This is a genomic window from Roseateles albus (assembly GCF_028595345.1).
GTDB lineage: Bacteria > Pseudomonadota > Gammaproteobacteria > Burkholderiales > Burkholderiaceae_C > Paucibacter_A > Paucibacter_A albus.
The window spans coordinates 87,756-111,875 of sequence record NZ_JAQQXT010000009.1; the positions used below are offsets into that span (position 1 = coordinate 87,756).

General features: G+C 60.7%; 16 protein-coding genes and 1 riboswitch. Of the genes, 8 read left to right on the plus strand and 8 right to left on the minus strand.

Annotation, left to right across the window (positions count from 1 at the left end; translation table 11 throughout):
* Nucleotides 1–22 precede the first annotated feature (22 nt).
* Together glyA and PRZ03_RS15235 are read right to left on the minus strand one after the other, a co-directional pair.
* Nucleotides 23–1,270, minus strand: a complete 1,248-nt coding sequence (gene glyA, locus PRZ03_RS15230; protein WP_263535451.1) for a serine hydroxymethyltransferase — start codon at nucleotides 1,268–1,270, stop codon at nucleotides 23–25.
* Between the two features lie 64 nt (nucleotides 1,271–1,334).
* A riboswitch (ZMP/ZTP riboswitch) is annotated at nucleotides 1,335–1,498 on the minus strand.
* A 78-nt stretch (nucleotides 1,499–1,576) separates the two neighbouring features.
* Nucleotides 1,577–2,434 (minus strand): lytic transglycosylase domain-containing protein, encoded by an 858-nt coding sequence (locus tag PRZ03_RS15235; RefSeq protein ID WP_273601101.1) that lies wholly within the window; start codon nucleotides 2,432–2,434, stop codon nucleotides 1,577–1,579.
* A 265-nt stretch (nucleotides 2,435–2,699) separates the two neighbouring features.
* On the opposite strand from PRZ03_RS15235, the gene PRZ03_RS15240 reads away from it, so the two are divergent.
* The 4 genes from PRZ03_RS15240 (at nucleotide 2,700) to PRZ03_RS15255 (ending at nucleotide 7,583) form a co-directional block, all read left to right on the plus strand.
* Nucleotides 2,700–4,277 (plus strand): UbiD family decarboxylase, encoded by a 1,578-nt coding sequence (locus PRZ03_RS15240; RefSeq protein ID WP_273601102.1) that lies wholly within the window; start codon nucleotides 2,700–2,702, stop codon nucleotides 4,275–4,277.
* Between the two features lie 293 nt (nucleotides 4,278–4,570).
* Nucleotides 4,571–6,016, plus strand: a complete 1,446-nt coding sequence (sbcB, locus tag PRZ03_RS15245) for an exodeoxyribonuclease I (RefSeq protein ID WP_273601103.1) — start codon at nucleotides 4,571–4,573, stop codon at nucleotides 6,014–6,016.
* 128 nt (nucleotides 6,017–6,144) lie between these two features.
* Entirely contained in the window at nucleotides 6,145–7,089 is a 945-nt protein-coding gene (locus PRZ03_RS15250) for a sensor domain-containing diguanylate cyclase (protein ID WP_263535455.1), read from the plus strand.
* A gap of 194 nt (nucleotides 7,090–7,283) precedes the next feature.
* A complete protein-coding gene (locus tag PRZ03_RS15255; RefSeq protein ID WP_263535456.1) occupies nucleotides 7,284–7,583 on the plus strand; it encodes a flagellar basal body rod protein in 300 nt (99 codons plus the stop codon).
* 30 nt (nucleotides 7,584–7,613) lie between these two features.
* Here the strand turns inward: PRZ03_RS15255 and PRZ03_RS15260 are convergent, their stop codons facing one another.
* Nucleotides 7,614–9,668: a sensor histidine kinase gene (locus PRZ03_RS15260; protein ID WP_273601105.1), complete on the minus strand. Its 2,055-nt coding sequence runs from the start codon at nucleotides 9,666–9,668 to the stop codon at nucleotides 7,614–7,616.
* A gap of 384 nt (nucleotides 9,669–10,052) precedes the next feature.
* Between PRZ03_RS15260 and PRZ03_RS15265 the strand changes: the two genes are divergently transcribed.
* From PRZ03_RS15265 to PRZ03_RS15280, 4 genes are all read left to right on the plus strand, one after another.
* Entirely contained in the window at nucleotides 10,053–11,318 is a 1,266-nt protein-coding gene (locus PRZ03_RS15265; protein WP_273601106.1) for a 3-methyl-2-oxobutanoate dehydrogenase (2-methylpropanoyl-transferring) subunit alpha, read from the plus strand.
* A complete protein-coding gene (locus tag PRZ03_RS15270) occupies nucleotides 11,315–12,367 on the plus strand; it encodes an alpha-ketoacid dehydrogenase subunit beta (protein ID WP_273601107.1) in 1,053 nt (350 codons plus the stop codon). Before PRZ03_RS15265 ends, PRZ03_RS15270 begins: the two co-directional genes overlap by 4 nt.
* A 2-nt stretch (nucleotides 12,368–12,369) precedes the next feature.
* Nucleotides 12,370–13,641: a dihydrolipoamide acetyltransferase family protein gene (locus PRZ03_RS15275; RefSeq protein WP_273601115.1), complete on the plus strand. Its 1,272-nt coding sequence runs from the start codon at nucleotides 12,370–12,372 to the stop codon at nucleotides 13,639–13,641.
* A gap of 131 nt (nucleotides 13,642–13,772) precedes the next feature.
* Nucleotides 13,773–17,750 carry a sensor histidine kinase gene (locus tag PRZ03_RS15280; protein ID WP_273601116.1) on the plus strand — a complete coding sequence of 1,326 codons (3,978 nt, stop codon included), beginning with the start codon at nucleotides 13,773–13,775 and terminating at the stop codon, nucleotides 17,748–17,750.
* Here PRZ03_RS15280 and PRZ03_RS15285 read toward each other — a convergent pair.
* The 5 genes from PRZ03_RS15285 to PRZ03_RS15305 form a co-directional block, all read right to left on the minus strand.
* Entirely contained in the window at nucleotides 17,747–18,235 is a 489-nt protein-coding gene (locus PRZ03_RS15285; RefSeq protein ID WP_273601117.1) for a GNAT family N-acetyltransferase, read from the minus strand. The two genes, PRZ03_RS15280 and PRZ03_RS15285, sit on opposite strands and share 4 nt — an antisense overlap.
* A 29-nt stretch (nucleotides 18,236–18,264) precedes the next feature.
* On the minus strand, nucleotides 18,265–18,900 hold the full coding sequence (locus PRZ03_RS15290; protein WP_273601118.1) for an FMN-binding negative transcriptional regulator: 636 nt from the start codon (nucleotides 18,898–18,900) through the stop codon (nucleotides 18,265–18,267).
* A 134-nt stretch (nucleotides 18,901–19,034) separates the two neighbouring features.
* The gene (locus PRZ03_RS15295) at nucleotides 19,035–19,742 is read right to left on the minus strand and encodes an RES family NAD+ phosphorylase (RefSeq protein ID WP_273601119.1); all 708 of its coding nucleotides are present in this window, start codon (nucleotides 19,740–19,742) and stop codon (nucleotides 19,035–19,037) included.
* 17 nt (nucleotides 19,743–19,759) lie between these two features.
* Nucleotides 19,760–20,239: an antitoxin Xre-like helix-turn-helix domain-containing protein gene (locus tag PRZ03_RS15300; RefSeq protein WP_273601120.1), complete on the minus strand. Its 480-nt coding sequence runs from the start codon at nucleotides 20,237–20,239 to the stop codon at nucleotides 19,760–19,762.
* Between the two features lie 113 nt (nucleotides 20,240–20,352).
* Nucleotides 20,353–23,739, minus strand: coding sequence for an amidohydrolase family protein (locus PRZ03_RS15305; RefSeq protein WP_273601121.1), 3,387 nt, complete (start codon nucleotides 23,737–23,739; stop codon nucleotides 20,353–20,355).
* Nucleotides 23,740–24,120 lie beyond the last annotated feature (381 nt).

Below are 24,120 nucleotides of genomic sequence, written 5' to 3' on the forward strand. Positions count from 1 at the left end.
GCAGGGGCTTATGAAAGGTCTATCAGCGGTAGACAGGGAAGTCGCGCGTGAGCGCGGCAACCTTGGCGCGCACCGCCTCCAGATTCGCCTCGTCGTTGGGATTATCCAGGACATCGGCGATCAAGTTGGCGGTCAAGCGAACCTGCTCTTCTTTGAAACCGCGAGTCGTCATGGCCGGCGTCCCCAGGCGAATGCCGCTGGTGACCATGGGCTTTTGCGGGTCATTGGGAATGCCATTCTTGTTACAAGTCATATGCGCGCGACCCAAGACGGCTTCGGCTTCCTTGCCCGTCATGTTCTTCGGACGCAGGTCAACCAGCATCACATGGCTCTCGGTGCGCCCGGACACAATTCGAAGGCCGCGCTTGATCAATTCTTCGGCCAAAACGACCGCATTTTTCAGCACTTGTTCTTGGTAGGCCTTGAATTCCGGGGTCAGGGCTTCCTTGAAGGCCACGGCCTTGCCGGCAATCACGTGCATCAAGGGGCCACCTTGAATGCCAGGGAAGATGGCGCTATTGATTTGCTTGGCGACATGATCCTTCATCAGGATGATGCCGCCGCGCGGGCCGCGCAGGCTCTTGTGAGTGGTGGAGGTCACCACGTCGGCATGCGGCACCGGGTTCGGGTAGACGCCGGCAGCGATCAAGCCCGCGTAATGCGCCATGTCGACCATGAAGTAGGCGCCGATTTCCTTGGCAATTTTGGCAAAGCGCTCAAAGTCAATGCGCAAGCTGTAGGCCGACGCCCCAGCGATGATCAGCTTAGGCTTGTGCTCGCGTGCGGTGCGCTCCATCGCGTCATAGTCGATCGCTTCGTTGGCGTCCAAGCCGTAGCTGACAACCTTGAACCACTTGCCGCTCATATTCAAAGGCATGCCGTGGGTCAAGTGACCACCTTCCGACAAGCTCATACCCATGATGGTGTCGCCGGGCTGCAGCAATGCAAAGAACACGCCTTGATTAGCTTGTGAGCCAGAATTCGGCTGCACATTGGCGTTCTCGGCACCAAACAATTGCTTGATCCGGTCGATCGCCAATTGTTCGACCACGTCGACATATTCGCAGCCGCCGTAATAGCGCTTGCCGGGATAGCCTTCGGCGTATTTGTTGGTCAGCTGACTCCCCTGCGCCTGCATGACAGCAGGCGAGGTGTAGTTTTCTGAAGCGATCAGCTCAATATGGTCTTCTTGACGCTGGTTCTCGTTTTGAACGGCGGCCCACAAATCGGGGTCGACAAGCGCAAGAGTGGAAGTGCTACGGTCAAACATAGGTGGGTGCAATGCTCAAAAAGTGGAGTCCCCGACTTGTCAGCCCTTAAGGGGCTCGGCAAGACAAGGCTGCCCAGGCGAACGGCTGAAAACAGCTTCTGAACGCTAGAAGCTGTCCGCGCTTCCCGGTGGTCTACCACCTTGGGGTGCCCCTGATTGGCCCACTGTGCTTAAAAAAGCACAGACCCTTGCAGGGCGCAACCTTGATCGCCAGTCGCGCAGAATTTGGAGTGTAGCGCCTGCTGTAAGGCATTCAGTTACATGACATGCTGGACGCAAGGGCCAGCCAATCAGTCAGAAAACCAATTAGCGTGCCATTGCGACCCGCTCATCGCTGATTCTGGCTTCGATGTCAGGGGGCGAGCTCTTTAAGGGCTGGCTTTCGCGTATCGGTTTGTCGATCGGTTTGCGACCTGCCGCTACGGCTTTCATTTGTTCGTGCATGGCCAGTACTCTTTGCGCATAGCCACCATCATCGGGCAAGTTAGCCGCACCTACATAGTGCTTCAGGCCTTCGTCAACACTGCCGGCTCTCTGAATGCTTTCCTTGAGCACCTGCACGCCAACCCGCAGATTCGTGATCGGATCAAAAGCGGCGAGATTGCCGCCGAAGGCCTTGTATTTGTCGTTGTGTACGCTCGTCAGTACCTGCATCAGGCCTTGCGCACCGACCGAGCTTTGTGCAAAGGGATTGAAGCTGGATTCAATCGCCATGATGGCCAGAATCAAGGTGGGTTCGACCTGCGCACGTTGGCCAACGGACCAAGCTTCTTGCACCAAACGGCTGATAGGCTCGGGCGCAACCTTGTACTTGCCGGCCAGCCAATGCGCGATCGCGGCCTGCTGCCTTGGCAGATCCTTGGGATCCGATGCTGTGGCCCGATTGACAGCTTCGGGCTCATTGCTGCCGAACAAGGTGTTACCTTCGGCCAATGCGCGCGCTTCTTCGCGGTCATGCAGCCAACCCAAGGCATGGCCCTCCAGGCGCTGCTGCAAGTCAACTTGACTGGCAAAAGTTAAACCAAGGGCAACGACTGCCAAACCCACGAGAGCCAGGGTGTTATGGCTTACCACGAGCAATCCTTGGCCGATGTCGCGAGCGAACAAAGACAAGGCGGCACCGGTATTGCGTGCCAGGGACAAAATTTCTAGACGCGCTGTCATGCGACTCCTTTGTTCTCTACCGCCCACCGCCATGGCGCTGTAGCGCACAGGCAGGGATGCGGCAGTGATAATGGGCCGGACCCTAAGCAGGCGAATCGATCTAGGTCAATTCGGCTGAACTGGGTTGCCGTCCATTGGCAGCGGGGCGTCTTCGCCCTCCCAAGGCAAAGACACGGGTTTACCCTGGATTAGCAGGACGAGCGGATTCTAAGGTTCAAAGATAACCCGTCAAGCTTATAAACCGTCTTTTAAATTACTATTAGTTATGAAGTACCGTGATCTACGTGAATTCATTCACGGTTTAGAAGCTATGGGCCAGTTGCGGCGAATTGCTGAGCCTGTGTCTCCAATTTTGGAAATAACGGCCTTGAGCGATCGCGTTTTGCGCGCGGGCGGCCCGGCGCTGCTGTTCGAAAATCCCGTCGGACATCAGAGCGTCGTGCTGACCAACCTATTTGGTACGACCGAGCGTGTAGCCCTTGGCATGGGGGCTCGAAGCCTGCAGGATTTGCGCGATGTGGGGCATGTGTTGGCCAGTCTTAAAGAGCCTGAGCCGCCAAAAGGTATCAAGGATGCAGGCCGACTTTTGCATATGCTGAAATCCTTGTGGGATATGAAGCCCAGCGTGGTGCGCAAGGCCGCTTGCCAGCAAGAAACATTTGAAGGGCCGGACGTCGACTTGAAGGCCTTGCCAATCCAGACCTGCTGGCCTGGCGACATTGGGCCACTGATCACCTGGGGCCTGGTGGTCACCCGTGGACCCCAGAACGTCGCACAGCCGCGTGCGCGGCAGAACTTAGGGATTTACCGCCAGCAAGTCATCGCTCGCAATCAGGTGATCATGCGCTGGTTGGCTCACCGTGGTGGGGCTTTGGATTTTCGAGACTTCGCGCTGGCCAATCCCGGTCAGCCATTTCCATTGGTGGTCGCGCTCGGTGCTGATCCGGCGACGATTCTGGGGGCTGTCACACCGGTGCCCGACTCATTGTCTGAGTATCAATTCGCTGGCTTGTTGCGAGGATCGCGGACCGAGTTGGTGGACAGCGGTGCGGGTCAAAACGGGCGCATGTTGCAAGTGCCCGCCAGTGCCGAGATTGTCTTGGAAGGCTGCATACCGGCTGCCCCTGCCGGCTACACCGGTCTCAGTGAAGACGGCGTTCGCCTGAAAGAGAAGGGGGGCTACCTGCACGCACTTGAGGGACCGTTTGGCGACCATACCGGTTATTACAACGAGCAAGATTGGTTTCCGGTCGTTGAAGTACGGCGCTTAACGCAGCGCAGCCAGCCGATTTACCACTCGACCTACACCGGCAAGCCACCGGACGAGCCCGCCATTTTGGGTGTGGCCTTGAATGAGGTGTTCGTGCCGATTTTGCAAAAACAATTCAGCGAGATCGTCGATTTCTATTTGCCGCCCGAGGGGTGCAGCTATCGCATGGCCGTCATCTCGATAAAGAAAGCCTATCCCGGCCATGCCAAACGGCTGATGTTTGGTTTGTGGAGCTATTTGCGCCAGTTCATGTACACCAAGTTCATTGTCGTGGTCGATGATGACATCAACATTCGTGACTGGAAGGAAGTGGTTTGGGCGATCACGACGCGAATGGATCCGGTCCGTGACACGACTTTGGTCGACGGCACGCCAATCGACTACCTCGACTTTGCCTCGCCTGTGAGCGGTCTGGGCGGGAAAATGGGGCTAGACGCAACCAATAAGTGGCCAGGCGAAACCACGCGCGAATGGGGGCAGCCGATCACCATGACGGCCGAAGTGCAACGAAAGTCCGATCACTTGTTTGAACAATTGTTTGGAGCATCCGCGTCGCCTGCATCCAGGCCTTGAAAATCTGGAGGGTATCCCCTAAAGTTGAATTGCCTGTTTAAGGCACAACCTCTGGCGCAATCATTGCGCGCCAGGAGCCCTTCGGCAAATTGCCTTAGAGCCCCAAAGGTGGCGTCAGCCACTCACCCTCCGCCGCCCTCGGGCTCCGGAGGGTTTCTCTTTATGGGAGTTTGTTTGTGTGCTTTCCCCTCTTTGGCGCGATTCAAGAGTTGATTGGCTGGATTTCGCAATCGATCTATACGGTCTGAGTTACTCCGGCCTGGGCAATGCACCAATGCGTTAATCTGCCGGCCATGAACGAGCACACCTTTTTTTGGCATGACTACGAAACTTTCGGCCGAGTTCCGCGGCGCGACCGACCGGCGCAGTTCGCTGGTCTGCGCACCGATGCCGATCTGAACGAAATTGGCGAGCCCTTGATGCTGTACTGCCAGCCGGCGCCTGACTTTTTGCCAGACCCGGAGGCTTGTTTGTTGACAGGCATCTTGCCGCAGACTTGCCTCGAAAAAGGTGTGCTAGAGCACCAATTTGCCGACGCGATCGAGGCGGCATTGGCCGAGCCTGGCACCGTCGGTGTTGGCTATAACTCGATCCGTTTTGATGATGAAGTGACGCGCCATCTGTTTTGGCGCAATTTGATTGACCCCTATGCTCGCGAATGGCAAAACGAGTGTGGCCGCTGGGATATTCTGGATGTCGTGCGTTGCGCCTATGCCTTGCGACCCCAGGGCATTGAGTGGCCCAAGCACGAAGACGGGCGGCCTTCTTTCAAGCTGGAGCACCTGACCGCCGCCAATGGCCTTGCGCACGAGGCTGCGCATGATGCGCTCAGCGATGTGCGCGCCACCATCGCGCTGGCCAGATTGTTGAAGACTGCGCAGCCCAAGCTGTTCGAGTTTTGTCTCCGCTTGCGTAAGAAGGACGCTGTGTGGGCGGAAATTGGTGTGGGTCGACCGTTCCTGCACGTCTCCGGCATGTACGGCCCGGAGCGAGGCTGCATCGCCATGGTTTGGCCTCTTGCACCGCATCCGACCAATAAAAATGAGCTGATCGTCTGGGATCTGGCCGTCAATCCTGCCGAGTTATTGACGCTGAGCGCGGGAGATATTCGCGCTCGCTTGTTCGTGAAGCAAGAAGATTTGGCGGAAGGCCTAACTCGCCTGCCGATCAAGACCATTCACATCAACAAGTCGCCGATCGTGATTGCCAATCTGAAGACGCTGTCCCCCGATCTCGCCGCCCGCTGGGGCTTGGATATGGCGCAGGGCTTGGCCCATGCGCAACTGTTGATGGACAAGAATGGGCGGGCGCTTGACGGTCTATGGGGTGAGGTGTTCAAGCGCGAGAAAGCTCCCAGCCTGCCCGACGTTGACGAAGACCTGTACGGTGGCTTTGTTGGTCCGGATGACCGGCGTGCCCTGACGCGTCTGCGTAGCCTCACACCAGAGCAACTGACGCAGCGCGCGGAGGAGGGCAAGCTGAGTTTTACCGATTCGAGGCTGGACGAGTTGGTGTTCCGTTTCAGGGCGCGCAATTGGCCGGCCAGCTTAAGCCCGGCCGAACAAGAACGATGGACCGCACATTGCGCGGGCCGACTCCATGAGGGGCAGGGTGGTGCGCAGACCCTGTCAGCGCATTTTGAGCAGATCGATCAGCTGAGCGAGACTGCCGATGAGCATGGACAGGAAATCCTTGGCGCGCTTTATGACTACGCAGAGCAGATAGCGCCCTTGGTGTAGAGGAAATCCCCCCGTGTCGGATCAAAAGAGATTGAATCGCGGGCTTGTTCCGGGTTTTCTGCGTGGCCTAAATGCCTTACACCTGCGATAGTCGAGATTCGGTGAAGCCACCGTCATAGGAGTTGCAGATGCAAGAAGCAAATTCAGGGGAAGGTGCCCAAGGCGCGCAGGACGTAGGCGCCGCGCGTATGCGGGCCTTGTTGGTGCGGGCGCCCATGGCCATTGGTTTCGTCAAGGACGGAACCTTTGCCGTGGTCAGCGAGCATTTCAATCACCTGTTCGGCCACGGCGATGACACAGATTTGACGGGCCAGCCTACGCGCAGCGTTTACGTCTCGGAGGCAGCGCTGAGTTCCGTACAAGAGCGCATGGCGGCGGCTTTTGTCAGCGGCAAGCCCTTGGATGATGAGTTTGAGTATGTGCGGCGCGACGGCAGCCGTTTTTGGGGCCGCCTGCAGGCCACCCCGGTGCACTGGGATGTGCCGGCGGGTGAGGCGCTGTGGTTGCTGGACGATGTCACGGCAGCGCGGGCCTTGCGTATGCAGCCGACCTGGACGGCCAAGCATGACGCCTTGACCGAGTTGGCTAACCGGCGCGAGTTTGAGCGTCGCTTGGCCGAGCATGTTGGCAGCCGGCGGCATGAACCGGTTTCGGTGCTTTGGGTCGATGTAGATCATTTTTCCGAGGTCATCGCTGGCATGGGCGTGGAGGTGGGCGACCATTTCCTGTACGGCCTGGGTCAGCTGCTGATAACCAAGGTGCGAGCCTCCGACTTGGTTGCGCGGCTGGAGAACGATTGCTTTGCGGTGCTGCTGCCCAATTGCGACCAGCATTACGCCGAAATCGTGGCAGAGAAAATGCGCTCCGGCATTGCCGGCTTCCGCCTGCGCTGGGGCTTGCACCGCACGCGCGTCAAGGCCTGTGTCGGCGTGGTGCAGCTGCAAGCGACGTTGGAAACCGTTGATGCGGTGATTGGCGCGGCCGTATTGGCCTGCACCGAGGCCAAGGCGGCCGGTGGCGACAGCGTGCGGGTCTTTATTTCGGCCGGCGGCTATGAGGAGTTGGCGGGCTAGCTTAAAACTCTTGCCTGCGGATCAGCCCACCCATTTCGCGGTGGGCTTTTTTTCGACAGGGCGCTGTTGGGCGGTGAATTGAGCATGGCGTGAAGAACTGACGGGAAATATCCCTTCTTTTCTAAAGTTCTGGCGCAGCCTGCCGATGATGTCTTCAGAATCCAGGCATTCACCAAGCAGTACGGAGTTTCGCCATGTCCATCGGTCTGTCCACCGCCCTGTCCGGCATCTCCGTGGCTAACGAGCGCTTGCGCGCGTCCGCCAACAATATCGCTAACACTCAGACTACGGACTTCCGCCGCCAGCAGGTGGAAGCGCAAACTTTGGAGTCCGGCGGCGTCAAGGGTCAGCTGCGCCAAGTCAACTCGGTCGGCAATGCGATGGAAGCCGATTTGATGACCCAAAAATCAGCCACCTATGCCTTTGTGGCGAATCTGAGGGTCTTGCAAACTCAGCTGGAAGCATCGGGCACGATGCTGGATATCCACGCCTGAAGACCCCAGCGCTGAGGCGTTCACAGCCGCTCAGCGCAAAGGCAGGGTCAGCTCAACCTGCGTTCCAAGGCCAATTTGGCTCTGCACGGCGATCTGTCCATGCAGCATTTCTTCCACCAACATGCGCACGACACTCAGGCCCAGGCCGGCACCTGAGCGACCCAACTGGCCGCTGTAAAAAGGGTCAAATATGCGCGGCAAAGCCTCGGCCGAAATGCCGCAACCGTTGTCCCTCAGGCGCAGCACCAGCCTGTCTTGCTGAACCTGCAAACTCACCTTGAGTTGCGGGTCATCTGCCTGCTTGAGGCCATGCTCAATGGCGTTATCCAGCAGTTCCTTCAGCACGTCGCCCAGCGCATGCATGGGGCCGTGCATCGGCAGTTGGGCCGGCATATCGCACTCACAGCAGACGCTGGCAGCGTCCAAGCTTGCTTGTTGCTGGGCCAAGGTGTTGCGCATGAGCGAGCAAACATCAAAGTCTTGAGCGGATTCTTGCGCGCTGTCGCTGGAGAGCGCTTTCAGGCGTTGCACCAGCGCGGTGGCGCTTTCCAGCGAGCGGTCCACGAGCGAGGAGCATTGCTGCAAGGAGCTGGCGGTCTCCGTCAGCGCTTGGCGGCGAACCTGACCTTCGTTGAGCCATAGCTCCAACTCGATGGCGCGGTCATGGATGACCGATGCGCCCATGCGAGCATTGCCCAGCGGCGTGTTTAGCTCATGCGCCATGCCCACGACCATACGGCCCAGTGCCAACTGCTTTTCTTGCTGCGCCAACGCCCGCGAGGCCTGCTCCAGCTCATGCGTGCGGGCCGCTACGCGCGCCTCCAATTCTTCATTGGCCTGTTGCAAAGCCGCCTCGGCCGCTCGTCGGATGCTGGCCTCGGTTTGCAAGCGAGCCAAGGTCTGGCTCAGTTCGGCATTGCGTGCAGCCAAAGACTGTTCAAGCCGATTGCCTTGCCGGGTCAGCTGTTCGTTCTCGATGCGGCTGTGCTGCAAGGCCACCACGTCTTGCACCGCAGTCGACAGGGTGGCCGAAATGGCGCGCATTCGTTGGCGATAGACATCCAGCAGGCTGTGGCTTGCTTGCACAGCGGCGCCAGCGTCGCCGGCCGCCTGGCCGTGACGGGCAATCGACCGCAAAGCATACTCACGCACGAACTTGGTCGCTTCGCCTTGGTTTCTGAGTTCCATTTCAAAGGCCAGCACTTGCTGCCAAGCGGCGGCGCTGCCTCGTTCGCGCCATTCGATCAATCGACGCGACAGCTCAATGCCCAAGCCGGCGCCGGCGAATTGCTCACGCATTTCCTGGACAGCGGGGTCATTCAAGGCATCCAGATGGAGCCGCGCCTGAGCGGTGTCGCCGACCAAGCTCTCGACGAAGGACAGATTGAGGTGGCTGGCCAAGGCACTGGTCGCGAGTCCATGTTCCACGGCCACGCTCAGCGCATCTTCATGCATGGCTTTGCAGCGCAGCCAAAGCGGCGCTCCGGCCGGCGCCATCTGTTCGTCGGCCAAGACAAAGCAGGCCGTGGCCGCACTGACCAGCAAACGATGAACACTCAGCGGCGTCATATGGCTGCGCCTGGGCAATATCTGCTCCGCCAGGCTCAGCAGGTCTTCGAACATCTCGCCCAAGGTCAGCACCGTGGCACGGGAATTCTGAATGGCGTCGGCTAACTCGGCTTCCCCTTCACCCTGCGTCAACTCATAGGCTCGGCTGAGCTGGGTCAAAGCGCCATGGTGCATGCGCATGCGAGCTTGTAGCAAGGCCAGCGTATGCAGCGCCGCTGCTTCAATCAGCGGCTCGTTGGGTAGCGCGGCGGCAGCTCTCGCCAATTCCAGCGCTTGTTCCAACAAAGCGCTGTCGGCTGCCCCGATGTCGGCGCGCAAACGCATCAGCAAAGTCAGGATCTGCGCAAAGAGTGCGTTGGCCGGCGTCGCCTCACCCTCGGCAGTGTCCTGCTCGAAATGTGCCAGCGCCGCGCTGGCTGCCTTTAACTCCATGCGAGTCAATTGCAGCTGGATGGCCAATAGCTCGGCGCGCTGCTGCTTCTCGGTTTCAAGCGTGTCTTGCGAGCTGTGCTCCATAGTTCATTGGCCCTTTGTGACCGACTCCCCTCGCTAAGCCATTGTTGCGGATTTTCTCGCTTGCTCGCCCAGCGAGAGCGCGATTTCCCCCGATTCAGGGGGCTATTTTTTCAGGGCAAGGCCGGCATCGTGCATTTCTACCCGCCTCGGTCGTGAGCAATGGTTCGCAAGGTCGTGGCGCCGCTGCGGCGAGGCCCCAAGGGTTTCTCCGAGGGCTGTTTTGTCCGGCTTGATCAAATCAGGCCCGGCGATCCGCTACGCTACGGCTGAGCCGCCGGTGACCCTGGCGCATCTGCCGTGCGAGGGGCTGTGCAGCACCGCTGAGCCTGCTTGTTACGATTTTGTATTGCTTGGGCGCGAGATCCGCGCAGGAGTGAGATACGCATGAAGACCGAAGCCCCGATCGCTGGCGGATGCCTGCGCTTGCACGTGCCGGAGCCGACCGGCCGGCCCGGCTGCCACACGGATTTTTCCTATTTGCATCTATCGCCAGCCGGTGCGGTGCGTAAACCGGCCATTGACGTCGCCGCTGTTGACACCGCGGATTTGGCCTACAGCCTCATCCGCGTGCTGGATGAGCGCGGCTTGGCGACGGGCCCGTGGGCGCCGCAACTGAGCCCGGAGCAACTGCGCCGAGGCCTGCGCACGATGCTGAAAACGCGCGTGTTTGATGGGCGCATGTTGATCGCTCAGCGACAGAAAAAGCTCTCGTTCTATATGCAGAGCCTGGGCGAGGAGGCGATCGGCAGCGCGCATGCGATGGCGCTCGGCGACGGCGATATGTGCTTCCCGACCTATCGTCAGCAAAGCCTGCTGATGGCGCGCGACGACGTGCCCTTGGTCGAGATGATTTGCCAGTTGCTCTCGAACTCGCACGACCCGCTGAAGGGGCGGCAGTTGCCGGTGATGTATTCGATCAAGCAGGCCGGTTTTTTCAGCATCAGCGGAAACCTTGCGACCCAGTTCATCCAGGCCGTCGGCTGGGCGATGGCCTCGGCCATCAAGGGCGACACCCGCATCGCCTCGGGCTGGATCGGCGACGGCGCCACCGCCGAGGCCGACTTTCACACCGCCTTGACCTTCGCCCATGTCTACCGCGCGCCGGTGATCCTCAACGTGGTCAACAACCAATGGGCGATCTCGACCTTCCAGGCGATTGCTGGCGGCGAGGGCACGACTTTTGCCGCTCGCGGTTCCGGTTGCGGCATCGCGTCGCTGCGGGTGGACGGCAATGACTTCCTGGCCGTTTACGCAGTCTCTAAATGGGCGGCTGAGCGGGCCCGGCGCAATCTGGGTCCGACGCTGATCGAATGGGTGACCTACCGAGCTGGGCCGCATTCGACCTCGGATGACCCGAGCAAGTACCGACCCGCCGACGAATGGCAACGCTTCCCCTTGGGCGATCCGATCGAGCGACTGAAAGCTCATCTGATCGCCTTGGGCGAATGGTCGGACGCGCAGCATGAAGCGGCGCAAAAAGAGTTGGAGGCAGAAATCATCAAGGCCCAGAAAGAAGCCGAAGCCTTCGGCACCCTGGCCGATGGCCATATTCCGAGCATTGCCTCGATGTTCGAGGATGTTTACAAGGAAATGCCGGCTCATCTGCAGCAGCAGATGGCAGAGGCGCGCCGCTTTGGAGGCCGGGAATGATGGAACAAGAGATGCAGCAAGAGAACGAGCAAAGAGGCGTCCCCATGACCATGATCCAGGCGCTGCGCTCGGCCATGGATGTGATGCTGGCGCGCGATCCCGATGTGGTGATTTTTGGCCAGGACGTCGGCTACTTTGGCGGCGTCTTCCGCTGCACCGATGGGCTGCAGAAGAAATACGGCGATCAGCGCGTGTTTGACGCGCCGATATCTGAAGGCGGCATCGTCGGTGTGGCTGTCGGCATGGGCGCTTACGGGCTGCGGCCGGTGGCCGAGATTCAGTTCGCGGACTATTTCTACCCGGCCTCGGATCAGATCGTTTCCGAGGCGGCGCGCTTGCGGTACCGCTCGGCCGGCGACTTCACCGCGCCGCTGACCCTGCGTATGCCTTGCGGCGGCGGCATTTACGGCGGCCAGACACATAGCCAAAGCCCCGAAGCCTTGTTCACCCATGTCTGCGGCCTGCGCACGCTGATGCCGACCAACCCCTATGACGCCAAGGGCTTGTTGATTGCCGCCATCGAGTGCGACGACCCGGTGATATTCCTGGAGCCCAAGCGCCTGTATAACGGCCCATTTGATGGGCATCACGACCGCCCGTCCACGCCGTGGTCCAGTCATCCGCTGGGTTTGGTACCTGAGGGGTATTACAGCCTGCCACTGGATCAAGCGACGATCTTCAGGCCGGGCCGCGACCTGACGGTGATCACCTACGGCACCATGGTCTACGTGGCCGAAGCGGCGGCCAAGGAGACCGGTATAGACGCGGAAATCATCGATCTGCGTAGCATCTGGCCGCTCGACCTGGCGGCAATCGTCAACTCGGTCAAGAAGACCGGCCGCTGCGTGGTGCTGCATGAGGCCACCCGCACCAGCGGCTTCGGCGCCGAGTTGGTGGCGCTGGTGCAAGAACATTGTTTTTATCACCTGGAAGCGCCGATCGAGCGCGTCACCGGTTGGGATACACCCTATCCGCATGCCCAGGAATGGGACTATTTCCCGGGCCCAGCCCGCGTAGCTGCAGCGCTGCAACGCGCGATGGAGAAGTGAACATGGCAGTCCATACGATCAAGATGCCGGATATCGGCGAAGGCATTGTCGAAGTAGAAGTGGTGGCCTGGCGGATCCAGGTCGGCGACAACATTACCGAGGATCAAATCCTCGCGGACGTGATGACCGACAAGGCCACGGTGGAGATCCCGTCGCCGGTGCATGGCCGAGTACTGGCGCTGGGTGGTGAGGCCGGCGAGGTCATGCGCGTGGGCTCGGACTTGGTCAGGATTGAGGTGAGCGGGGAGGGAACTGGTGAAGCTGCCGGCTCAAGCCCAGCTCCCGCTGCTGCCCCAGCCAAGCAAGCGGCGGCAGCTTCACCAGCAGCGCCCATGCGTCAGGCTGCAGTGGCCGAGCCGTCTGCAGCGGCAGCGCATAGTCCGCAAGATTTCAGCTCGAAAGACAAACCGATTGCCTCCCCCTCGGTGCGCCGCCGGGCCTGGGAGTTAGGCCTTGATCTGACACAGGTGCGGCCCAGTGGTTCCGGCGGGCGCATCATGCATGCCGATCTGGAGGGCTGTGCGCCGCAGCCCCGAGTATTGGCCGGCCCGATCGCCGTGCAAGCCAAGCGCTTGGCTGCCGATGAGGTGATCAAGATCACCGGCCTGCGCCGCAAGATTGCCCAGAAGATGCAGGAGTCGAAACGTCGGATTCCGCATTTCAGCTATGTCGAGGAAGTCGACGTCACCGAGTTGGAGGCCTTGCGCGAGCAAATCAATGCGCGCTGGGCTGCGACGCGCGGCAAGCTGACTTTGCTGCCGCTGCTGGTGCGAGCGATCACGCGGGCGGTCGCCGAATTCCCGCAGGTCAACGCGCGCCTCGACGATGAAGCCGGTGTGCTGACGCGTTACTCGGCCGTGCATCTAGGCGTAGCTGCGCAGACCGATGCCGGCCTGATGGTGCCGGTCCTTCGCGACGCTCAAAATCTCAACCTCTGGACGGCGGCGGCGGAAATCAAGCGTTTGGCGGAAGTCGCTCGCAGCGGGCGCGCCACCCGCGATGAATTGAGCGGCTCGACCCTGACCTTGACCAGCCTGGGCGCTTTGGGCGGCATCGTCACCACACCGGTGATCAACCATCCCGAGGTCGCCATCGTCGGCGTCAACAAGATCGTGGAGCGCCCGATGATGCGTGGCGGCTTGGTGGTCGGTCGTTTGATGATGAATTTGTCATCGTCGTTTGATCACCGGGTGGTTGACGGCATGATCGCGGCCCAGTTCATTCAAGCGATCCGGGCACAACTTGAGAGCCCGGCAATGTTGTTCATTGACTGAGCGCTAAACGCTTGCTCGGTGTTGGCGGCGTTTGAATGCGGCTTGGAGAGGCGCTTTAGCCCGCCAATTCTGCCCATTCGCCCGCCTTGTTCGGCGCAAAAGGTCGCGGGTTTGATGCGAGACTTGGCGCTGTGAAGTCTGCCTCCCTTTCCGTCGCAATCATCTGGGTACGCAACGCAGCCCATTCGGGTTCGGTGGCGTGCTTGCTGCTGATTTTGGGGCTGCTTCTTTCGCCAGTGTTTGCCGCCGGCGCGCGTAGCTTCCATTTCGAGCGGCTTTCTGAGGCTCAAGGCTTGGCGCGTGACTCGGTGACAGCGATCGAGCAAGACGGCCTGGGTTTTATGTGGATAGGCAGTCAGGCCGGCCTCAGTCGTTTTGATGGTCTGCGCGTGATCAATTTCCGCCATGAGGCGAATGAGCCGCGCAGCCTGGCTGATAACTGGATTCAAGCCTTGTTGACCGACCCGGCCGGCAGTTTGTGGGTGGGCACAAGACGTGGTCTGCAGCGCTTTAATCCCGGCGGGGACGATTTCGAAACCATCAAGCTGCCGACAGTTGGCCGCGTTGGCCAAGGCGCGACGCAGGTCAATGCGCTGCTCAGTGACGGCCGTGGGGGGCTGTGGATAGGCACCGACGACGGCTTGCTGCATTTCGAGCCCAAGAGTGGCGCGTTTAGGACCTTTTACCGTCATGCCTCCGGCCGTGCGCAGGGCCTTGCCCATGACAAGGTGCAGGCCTTGGCCTTGGACGGCGAGGGCAATTTGTGGGTGGGCACGGCAGGCGGCGTTCAAATCCTGCCGGCTGGTGCCAGCACATTCAGCAGCTTTGAGCCGGCGGGCCAGTTGCTCAAGTTTTCGCTCGATTTGGTGAAGAGCCTGGTGGTGGACAGGCAAGGGCAGCTGTGGGTGGTCAGCGAGGCCGGCGCGCAGGCTTGGCGCCTGTCGGCTGGGCGCCGCGCCCAGCAGCTGGTGCATGCCCATGCGCGCAAGAGCAACGAAGGATTTATTGCACTCCTGGTCGACCGCCAAGGTGCTCTGTGGCTGGGCACCGGCACGGATGGGCTTTGGCAATGGCAGGCCGAAGAAATGCAGTTCCGGCAATATGCGCACCGGGCTAACGACGCATTCAGCGTGCCTCAACACATCTCCTACATGTTCCATGACCGCAGCGGTTCGCTGTGGTTGGGCACCTGGGTGTCGGGGGTCTACAGGGCTGACTTGGCCAGCGGAGGTTTCAATAAATTTGGCGCCGCCGGGACGGACAACAAAGGCTTGACCGATCAACGCGTCTTCAGCATCGCCGCCCAAGGGCCGGGCAAGCTGTGGCTGAGCACCACCGACGCGGTGGCTTTGCTCGACACCCGCTCGGGCAAAGCCCAGCAATTCCAGTTTGGGCATACCGAGCAAGACAGCATGAATTTCGCCGACACGCGCCCGAGTGCTGCGGACAAACCGGCGCTGGATTGGTTGCGCCGCTATATGGATGGTCGCAGCAGTCAGCTGCGCTTGCCGAGTTTTGGTGCCGACAACCCGCTCGGCGATGTGATTCGCCATGTCGCTAGCGATGCCCGGGGTCAGCTCTGGCTTGGTTCCCGCAGCGGCCTGCACAGGCTGGACCCCGTCGGCGGCCGCAAGAAGACCTTTCGCCATGACGCGAACCAGAGCGACAGCCTCAGTGATGACAATATCAAAATGGTGCTGCCGGAGCGCGACGGCGACATTTGGGTGGCGACCGATCAAGGGCTTGATCGCTTCAACGCCGCTGCTGAAAACTTCAGCCATTTCCGCTATGACAGCGCACGCCCTGGCAGCATCAGTAGTGACCGGGTTCAATACCTGTTTCAAGACTCGCAGGCGCGCATCTGGGTGGGCACGGCGCAGGGCTTGAATCAGCTGATCAAAGCGGCCGACGGGCAGGTGAGCTTCAAGCAGTTTCCCGACCTGCCAAGCCTGGGTGCAGATCCGATTGGCGGCATTTTGGAAGACGGCAAGGGACGGCTTTGGGTCAGCACGACGGCGGGCATTTCACGCTTCGACCCGGCCAGCCGGGAACTGCGCAACTACACCGCCAAAGACGGCATGATCGAAAGTTTCTATTTCGCCAACTCGGCTTTTCAGAGTGCCGATGGGCAGATGTATTTCGGGGGCTTGAATGGTCTGACCGCCTTTCACCCCGAGGACATCACCGACAATCCAACAGCGCCGCCGCTGCAAATCACCGAAATTCGCGTCAATAACGAGGCCTTGCGCCCAGGCAAGACGGTGCAGGGCCTGCGGCTTGATGGGGCTATCGCAAACCTGCGCGATCTCCAACTCAAGGCTGGCCACAACGCCATTTCGCTGGAGTTGGCGGCACTCCATTACGCCGACCCGCTGCGCAATCGTTATGCCTATCAGCTGCAAGGATTTGACGCCGACTGGGTCATGCCCGAGCCCGGCCAACGCAAGGCGTCGTATACGAATTTGGCCCCTGGCAATTACGTCTTTCGGGCCAAGGCCGCCAACAAGGATGGGGTTTGGAATGAAGAGGGCGTCACCTTGGCGCTGCGCGTGCTGCCTGCCTATTGGCAGACTTGGTGGTTCCGGCTTGGCGGGTTGGGCCTGTTTGTGGGCGGCTTGTGGGCCTTGTTTTACGCGCGTGTCCGGGTCTTGAAGAGCCAGCGCTTGCAGCTGGAGCGCCAAGTGGCCGGGCGCACCGCCGAGTTGCTGCAAGAGAAGCAGACACTGGAGCAGACCCGCGACCTGCTGCTGGAGCAAAAGCTGGAGGTGGAACGTCAAAAAGACATCGTCGAGCGGGCTCACGGCAATATCTCCACGCTCAGCGAGATGGGCCGCCATATCACGGCCTCTTTGGACCGCGAACTGATTCAGCGCAGCCTGCTTCTGCATGTGCAGCAGCTGATGCCTGTGGACTGCTTTGCGATCGGTTTTGTCAATCAGGCCCAGCGCTTGCTGGAGTTTCCTTTCATCGTCACTGCGGGCAACTTGGAACTGAAGCCGGCGGAGGTTCTGAGTTTGAATGCCAGCGAACGGGCTGAGTTGCGCTGTGTGAATGGCCGTCAAGCGCTGTTGTTGACGAGCGGCTCTGAGGCTGCAGCCTTGGAGCGCTTGGTTGGGCCGCTGGCCGATGCGGCCCGGTCGGCGGTCTTGGTGCCCTTGCAAGTGGGGGAGCGCGTCTTAGGCGTGGTGCTGGTGCAAAGCCGGCGCCCTCATGCTTATGAGCCCTGGCAATGCGATATGTTGCTCACTCTGGCGGCGTACGGCGCGATCGCCCTGGAAAACTCGGCCAGCTTTTTGTTGTTGAAGCAAACGCAAGAGGACTTGGTGCAACAACAAAAATTTGCCGCGCTGGGCTCCTTGGTGGCGGGCGTCGCGCACGAATTGAATACGCCGCTGGGCAATAGCCTGATGGTGGCCAGCACCTTGATGGATAAGTCGCAAGATTTCGGGCAGAAACTTGCGTGCCAACAAGGCCTGCGCAAATCAGATTTGCAGGCCTTCGTAAGCGAGACACAAGACGCTGCCGCGCTCTTGATGCGCGGCCTGACGCGCTCGGCGGATCTTGTACGTAGCTTCAAGGAAGTTGCCGTAGACCGCAGCAGTGAACAGCGCCGGGTTTTTGATCTCAAACACATTGTTCAGGAGGTTGCCGACACTTTGGCCAATGAGGTGCGCAGCAAGGGGCACAAGCTGAGTCTGGACATTCCCGCCGCTTTGGAGATGGACGCCTATCCTGGCCCCTTGGGGCAGGTGCTGACCAATCTGATCACAAATTCCATCTTGCACGGTTTCGAGGGGCGCCGCGGCGGTCGGATGCACATCAGCGCCGAGCCAGTAGGGCCAGCGGCGCTGCGCATACGCTTCAGCGATGATGGCGTGGGCATCCCGGCGGAGAATCTCGAGCGCATCTTCGACCCCTTCTTCACCACGAAAATGGGGCAAGGCGGCAGCGGTTTGGGCCTGAGCATCAGCTACAACCTGGTGCATTCGATTTTGGGCGGAGAAATCAGCATCAGCAGCGAAGCCGGTGCCGGTGCTGTGTTCACGATCGATCTGCCGCGCAAAGCGCCACTGCCGGGCGAGGCGGCTGAGGCGCCCGAGTCGGCCTAGCCCGCTTGCTCACCAGGTTTTGGTGTCCTGAGCTCGACCCGTTTGTTGTAGGCGAGAAAGACCTGGTCCTGCACCCAACCCAATGATTCGTACAGCGACTGCGCCGCCAGATTGGTTCTGGCAGTGGTGAGGTCAAGCCTGGCTACACCGGCCGACGCCGCGTAGTCATGAGCGGCCAACAGGAGGGCGCGGCCGGTGCCGCTACGTCTGGCTTGAGGGCAGACAAACAGGTCGTAAAGCGTGCAGATGGGTTTAGCCTCGACCGAGCAAAAGCTTGGATAGAGCTGACAAAAACCCAGCGCCTGCCCGCTGGCGTTGGCGGCCAGCAGGAGCACCGATTCGCTCTTTTGCAAGCGTTCTTGAAGAAATTCTCTGGCCAGCGTCAGATCGGCCGGCTGTTCATAAAACTGCCGGTAGGCATCAAACATGCCGGCGAGTGCATCGAGGTCGCTGAGCTCGGCTCGGCGGATGGTGATGTTGTTCATGGGCTTAGTCAGTTTGAAGCTTGTTTGTCCTACTTGATTTGCTGGCGCACCAAGTGCGCCAGCGCGACCGAATTCGCGTCGCCCAGGGCGGCCAAACCTTCGACCGTACCGAGTCGGTCCGCCATGGCCTCGTCTTGGCTGAGTTTCCACTTGCCCTGCAATTTGCTGATCGGTATCTCGATGCCGACCACGGCCCGCGCGAGGCACTGGATGAAGTCTTGCGGTGCGTCCGCAAGCTTCCAAGGCATCGCCTGCTGGGCTTCGCTGTGCTCGGTCAGGTCAAAAAGAAGCTGCGCAATCCAGTGCGGGTCTTCGATAGCGTGGGCTTGGCCATGCGCATGTGCGACCACATAGTTCCAGGTCGGCACCACCTTGCCCTCGGTCAGGCGGGTCGGGTACCAAGACGGCGTGATGTAGGCATGCGGGCCCTGAAACATCACCAGCGAGTCCACCTCGCGTGAGAGTTGCTGCCAGACCGGGTTAGCGCGGGAAACATGCGCTCGCAGCGTCCCTAATTCACCCCGGCCGCGGTCAAGTATGAAGGGGATGTGGTTAGCGATCAGCCCATCGGCACCCACCGTGACCCAGGCGCCCAGTGGCTGCGTCTCGATCAAGGACAGCACCGTAGAGACATCGGTTTCGGCGTGGTAGGGCGGGATGTACATGAGCTAGGAAATCCTTAATTGCGCTGCGGCGCCCGCAATGTAGCAGCGGCCGCGTCATGCGTGCCGACAGACGTGGAAGCTTCAGGGCTTTTGGGCGGGCACCGCAGGTGATTGAGAGCCGAAACAGCGGCAAATCAGAGCCGATGCAACTCTGATTTCAGATACCAGTCACTGATGCGCTCCCCGTTCCAGCGCAGCGTGACATGTTCGGCCTGCCGCGCTGGCGGCTGGGTCGCTTGCGGGGTGAACAGCGCCACGCATTGGCCGCCCTCGCGACGCACGCTGTCATAGACCAAGCCCGCGCTGCCCAGCGCGCGTTGTGCCGCGGCAAAGGGCCGTGAGCTTGCATAGGAATTGGGCTCGTACAGCGCGGTAAAAGTAGCCTCTTGTTGTAGGCCACGCAGGTCGCCTAACGCTGCTTTTACCGTGACTCGGTAGCAGCGCAAATCGACATCGATGGCGGCTTCGGCCGTGCGGGCCAAGAAGAGGGCGCGGTGATGGCTGACCTCGGCCACGGCCGTTTCCAATTCGTTGGCGGCGTAGTACACACCGTAGCTGCCGTCGGTGAAGCGGCTGCCGTCCGGATTGAGGTGTGTGAAGGCCGCCATGATGGGGCTGCAGCCCGGGCCGCTGATGCGCTGCTCGGGCGGCACCAGGCTCAATTCGCCAATTTCGTCGCGCAGGCGCGGGTTGCCCAATGCTTCGATCGCAAATACAACATCCAGATCGGCCGCATCTGCCACTCGCTCATACAGCGAAATCGGGGGATAGCGGCTCGGCAGCAGGCGGCAAGAGTCAACCCAGAAGAGCTCGCTGCTGGGCAAGGCGTCTGCAGCGCTCATGGGGGTGGCTTGTGCCTTCAAGCCCAGCCGCCACGTTGGGCATCCAGGTATTGGCGCACCACGAACAGATCGCTGATTTGCCCCCCAAGCATGCGCGCCAGGGCACTGCTGCCCCCAAACAATGGCGCGCTATTGGGCTTTTTGATCCAGGCGTCGGCGCGCTCCGGAATAGGCAAGAGAATTTGCAGGCCGGCATAGATGCCAAACAGATGCGAAAGCCGCTCCAAGGTGGCCGCATCCAGCCCGCTTTTGATGCGGCCGGCCTTCCAATCAAAAAACGTGGTGCGCCCGCAGCCCAGCAGGCGCTGCTGTTCGTCATTGCTCAAACCCCAGGCCTGCGCAATGCGAAAGAAGCCACGCAAAGCGGCCGCAGCAGCTTCGGGCGATTGCAGGTCGGGCGATTGCAGGTCGGGCGTTGTGTCCCGCGTCAGCCGCGCCCGCGCTTTGCCCGACAGAGCGGATCGCGCCGAAGAAGATGAAGCAGCGAAAGCAACCATGGCAACCCCTCCCAAAACCGCTGCCGGCGACAGGCCGGCCATGAGAGGAGTGTAAATCCGCCTGCGAATCAAATCAACAAATTAGTTCGATAGCGGATTCCGATGCGAGGAGCTCAGTCGTCTGCGTGACTATGCCCTTGGCCATGGGTGTCGATAGGCATGCTGCGACCATCGGCGCCGTCGAAGAAGAAGGGCTTGCGCGCCTTCTGGCGCGGCAGCACTTCATTCATCGTGCTCACCTCGAACAGGCGGCCGTTTTGCATCACATGGCTGATGCGGTCGCTCTGGCGGATGTCCTTCAAGACGTCCCCGTCGATGATCAGCAGATCTGCCAATTTGCCCACCTCCAATGAGCCCAGGTCCTTGTCCAGGCCCAGGTAATGGGCCGGATTGGCCGTGGCCGTACGGATGGCCTCCAGCGAAGTCATGCCGCCCAGGCCAAACATCCACATCTCCCAATGTGCGCCCAGGCCCTCGCGCTGACCATGAGCGCCGATATTGGCTTTCACGCCCGCGCGCTGCAAGGCGGTCGCGGTGCTGGCAACGCGCAAGATGTTGAAATCCTCGTCCGGCGCGGTGGGGCGCCTCACTGCGCGGGCCTCCAACATCGCCCGCGGCACGTACTTGGTCAGCAAGGGGTGCTTCCACACATCGGTGCGGGCATACCAGTAATGCTCGCCGTCCAGGCCGCCATAGCCGACGTTTAAGGTCGGCGTGTAACCCACCTGCGTCTGCGTCCAAAGCTGGTGCACATCGTCATAAACCGCGGCCAAGGGAATCGCATGTTCGATGCCGGTGTGGCCGTCAACAATCATGCTCATATTGAGTTGAAACAGCGAGCCGCCCTCAGGCACCACCATCATGCCGGTCTGCCGCGCCGCTTCGATCACTTGTTGGCGTTGCTCACGACGCGGTTGCTGATAACTCTTGACGCTGATGGCGCCGGCCGCTTGCTGCCGCTTCAGATGGCTGAGTGCGTCATCAAGGTTGTTGACCACCGCCGTGATACCGCCCTTGGCGCCGTAGAGGATGGAGCCGGTCGAGTAAATGCGCGGGCCGGTGACGAGGCCGGCGCGCTGCATCTCGGCCTGCGTGAAGATGTCGCCATTGCGATTCGATGGGTCGTGAATCGTGGTCAGACCGAAGGCCAGCGAGGCATAGTTGATCCAGCTTTGCTGTGGAATGATCTCGTTCTCGCCCATGCCGCCATGCCAATGCGCATCGATCAAGCCAGGAATGACGGTCTTGCCCTTGGCGTCGACGCGCTTGGCGTCAAGCGGAATTCTCACTTGTGCAGCCGCACCGATGGCGGCGATGCGGTTGCCTTCGATGACGATCACGCCGTCCTCGATCACCTCATCGCCCTTCATCGTGGCGATGCGCGCGCCGGTGATGGCGATGCGCCCTTGCGGCTTGTCGCTGGCCTGACTGAAACCGATCTTGCGGCCGGCTTTTTGCACATCGGCCGCTTTGAAACTGCTGGGCTGCGCTTTGCCCTCGGCGTTCAAGAGTGGGGCAGCGAATGCCTCGGCCAAACCGGTGCTGAATAACTCGTCGGCGTAGCTGAACAACACCCGCTGGCTGTCGCCGCTCCACTGCATGTTTTCACCGGCCACCACATCGAGCAGGCGCACCGGCAGTGCGTCCATCTTGGGGCCAACCGTGATGGTCTTGCCGGCCAACGGCAGCGGGGTCACATAGGCATGCGAGCGCTCGACAAAGCCCAGCCATTGCCCGTCGGGCGAGAGGCTGAAATCACTGACGAACTCGCCGCGCGCGACCTCGGTCTCGCTGCGATCCTTCAGCTCGATGCGCCATAGCGCGCGGCGCGAGTCGACCTCGTTGCTCATGCTGAAACGGCTGACAAACACTGCATCGTTGCGCGCGCCAAACTGCGGCGATTCGCCGTCCTTGGCAATGCGCTGCGGCTCGCCTCGGCCATCGGCTGCGGCCAGAAAGACGCCGTTGTCCAGGCCATACCAGGGCGTCGTCAAGTAGCCGCCCTTGACCTTGCTGTAGACAATGCTCTTGCCATCGGGCGAGAACTTGGGCGACAGGTATTTGCCCGGCGCTTTGGTGATCACGGTCTCGCGGCCGCTGGCCAGATCCAGCTTGCGCACGCTGCCTAGCTTCTCGTCGTGCCAGCTCACATAGACCAACTCGCGGCCGTCGCGTGAGAAGCTGGGGAAGAACTCGAAACCTTCGCTTTGTTGGGTCAGGCGGCGCGGCGCGACCTCTTTGCCGGCGCGCAGATCCTTCAGGTAGAGATGGCCCAGCGCCGAGTAGACGGCGCTGCTGCCGTCGGGCGCCACCGTGACCCAGCGCAGTTGTTTGACATCGAACTGATCCGGGGCCACCACCTGCGGCTGGCGCAGTGCTTCGCGCACCTCGCGCTGGTCCTTGACGTGAAAAGGAATTTCGGCGGCGCTTTGCTTGAAGGGGTCGACCCGCCACAGCTTGCCCTTGGCCCACAGCACCACGCTCTTGGCGTCGGGCGTCCAGGCAAAGGCCGGATAGACGCCGTTGACAGACCAGCTCTCTTGCAGATCGCGTTCCAGATGCCCCCAGACCGGTGTCTCGCGCCCGGTCTGCAGGTCCTTCAGGAACAGGGTGCTCTGCATGCGCACGCGTCGCACAAAGGCCAGGTATTTGCCGTCCGGCGAGGGCGTGGGGCGGATAGCGCCGCCGGGGCCCTGCACGAAGGGCTCAACGCTGCCGTCGCTGAGGTCCTGACGGAAGATCTTGAATATCTCGCCGTTGGCGTCCTTGTTGTACTCAAAGTAGCGGCCGGGCGTCGCGTCTTGCGAGTAGTAGAGGAACTTGCCGTCCGGCGACAGCGCGGGCTCGCCCAGATCCTTTTGCCAGTTGGGCTTTTCATTCAGCTGCACGCCCTTGTTGCTGGCAGCCGCAGCGTCCACGTGATAGAGCCAAATCTCGCCCGAGCCGGCCGAGCGGGTGCCGGTGTAATGCTTGCGCGCAGCGATGTAGTTGCCGCTGGGGTGCCAGACCGGGTTGTTGAGCAAGCGGAAGTCTTCTTGTGTTACGGCGCGCGCATTGCTGCCGTCGACATTCATCACCCAAATATTGTCGCCGCCGCCGGCGTCGCTCTGAAAGGCCAGCCGCTTGCCGTCGGGTGAAAAGCGCGCTTGCTGCTCCCACGCAATCGAATGCGTCAACGCACGCGCTTCGCCGCCCTCAATCGGCATCAGGTAGAGGTCGCCGAGCATGTCAAAGACAACTTGTTTGCCGTCCGGGCTGACGTCCACGCTCATCCAAGTGCCGCTGCGGGTGTCGATGCTGACTTGCTTGGCCTGGCCTGGTGGGTGATTGACGTTCCAGACTTTTTTGTCAGCTGCTGCCGCAATACTCGGCGGAGATGCGGCTAAAGCCGCTGACTCGGCCGGCGCTACTTCGGCCGCATGAGTGAAAACAGTGTTGGAGCACAGGCTCAAGCCCGTGAGCGCTGCGGCCAGATGGCGCAACAGAATGTTCTTTTGCATGGGATGAAAGAGCCCAGGGTAAGGGCCGAATTGAGGGTGCCTGAGAGTGCAGGGTGGTGACTTCTCGGGCAGCTTAGCGAGTGTTGGCGGCCCTGAACATTGGCACAAGTCCCTGCATGGGTTGTCTGTCGCACGCCGATATTGCTAGGGCGCTGGTGATGTTGCGCCAAGCAAGTAGTGGGCTGGGATGAGATACCTGGGTTGAACATGCGTTTACTCAGGCCGGCCTTTTGAGGGCATTGCTCATCATCATCTTCATCGCAGTGGCTTTTCCCGTCCAAATCAGTTTGACACTGGGCTACTTGCCGCCGCCCACCGATTGCATCAGTTTGCGAATCGTTAAGTTCGAGAGCTTGTCCATGGGGCGCATGCGGCTCACCG

Coding starts and splice junctions, on each gene's coding strand:
- PRZ03_RS15260 (WP_273601105.1), bottom strand. CDS start 9,668: ATGGAGCACAGCTCGCAAGACACGCTTGAAACCGAGAAGCAGCAGCGC.
- PRZ03_RS15295 (WP_273601119.1), bottom strand. CDS start 19,742: ATGAGCGCTGCAGACGCCTTGCCCAGCAGCGAGCTCTTCTGGGTTGAC.
- PRZ03_RS15285 (WP_273601117.1), bottom strand. CDS start 18,235: ATGAACAACATCACCATCCGCCGAGCCGAGCTCAGCGACCTCGATGCA.
- PRZ03_RS15300 (WP_273601120.1), bottom strand. CDS start 20,239: ATGGTTGCTTTCGCTGCTTCATCTTCTTCGGCGCGATCCGCTCTGTCG.
- sbcB (WP_273601103.1), top strand. CDS start 4,571: ATGAACGAGCACACCTTTTTTTGGCATGACTACGAAACTTTCGGCCGA.
- PRZ03_RS15235 (WP_273601101.1), bottom strand. CDS start 2,434: ATGACAGCGCGTCTAGAAATTTTGTCCCTGGCACGCAATACCGGTGCC.
- PRZ03_RS15240 (WP_273601102.1), top strand. CDS start 2,700: ATGAAGTACCGTGATCTACGTGAATTCATTCACGGTTTAGAAGCTATG.
- PRZ03_RS15290 (WP_273601118.1), bottom strand. CDS start 18,900: ATGTACATCCCGCCCTACCACGCCGAAACCGATGTCTCTACGGTGCTG.
- PRZ03_RS15255 (WP_263535456.1), top strand. CDS start 7,284: ATGTCCATCGGTCTGTCCACCGCCCTGTCCGGCATCTCCGTGGCTAAC.
- PRZ03_RS15270 (WP_273601107.1), top strand. CDS start 11,315: ATGATGGAACAAGAGATGCAGCAAGAGAACGAGCAAAGAGGCGTCCCC.
- PRZ03_RS15305 (WP_273601121.1), bottom strand. CDS start 23,739: ATGCAAAAGAACATTCTGTTGCGCCATCTGGCCGCAGCGCTCACGGGC.
- PRZ03_RS15265 (WP_273601106.1), top strand. CDS start 10,053: ATGAAGACCGAAGCCCCGATCGCTGGCGGATGCCTGCGCTTGCACGTG.
- PRZ03_RS15275 (WP_273601115.1), top strand. CDS start 12,370: ATGGCAGTCCATACGATCAAGATGCCGGATATCGGCGAAGGCATTGTC.
- glyA (WP_263535451.1), bottom strand. CDS start 1,270: ATGTTTGACCGTAGCACTTCCACTCTTGCGCTTGTCGACCCCGATTTG.
- PRZ03_RS15250 (WP_263535455.1), top strand. CDS start 6,145: ATGCAAGAAGCAAATTCAGGGGAAGGTGCCCAAGGCGCGCAGGACGTA.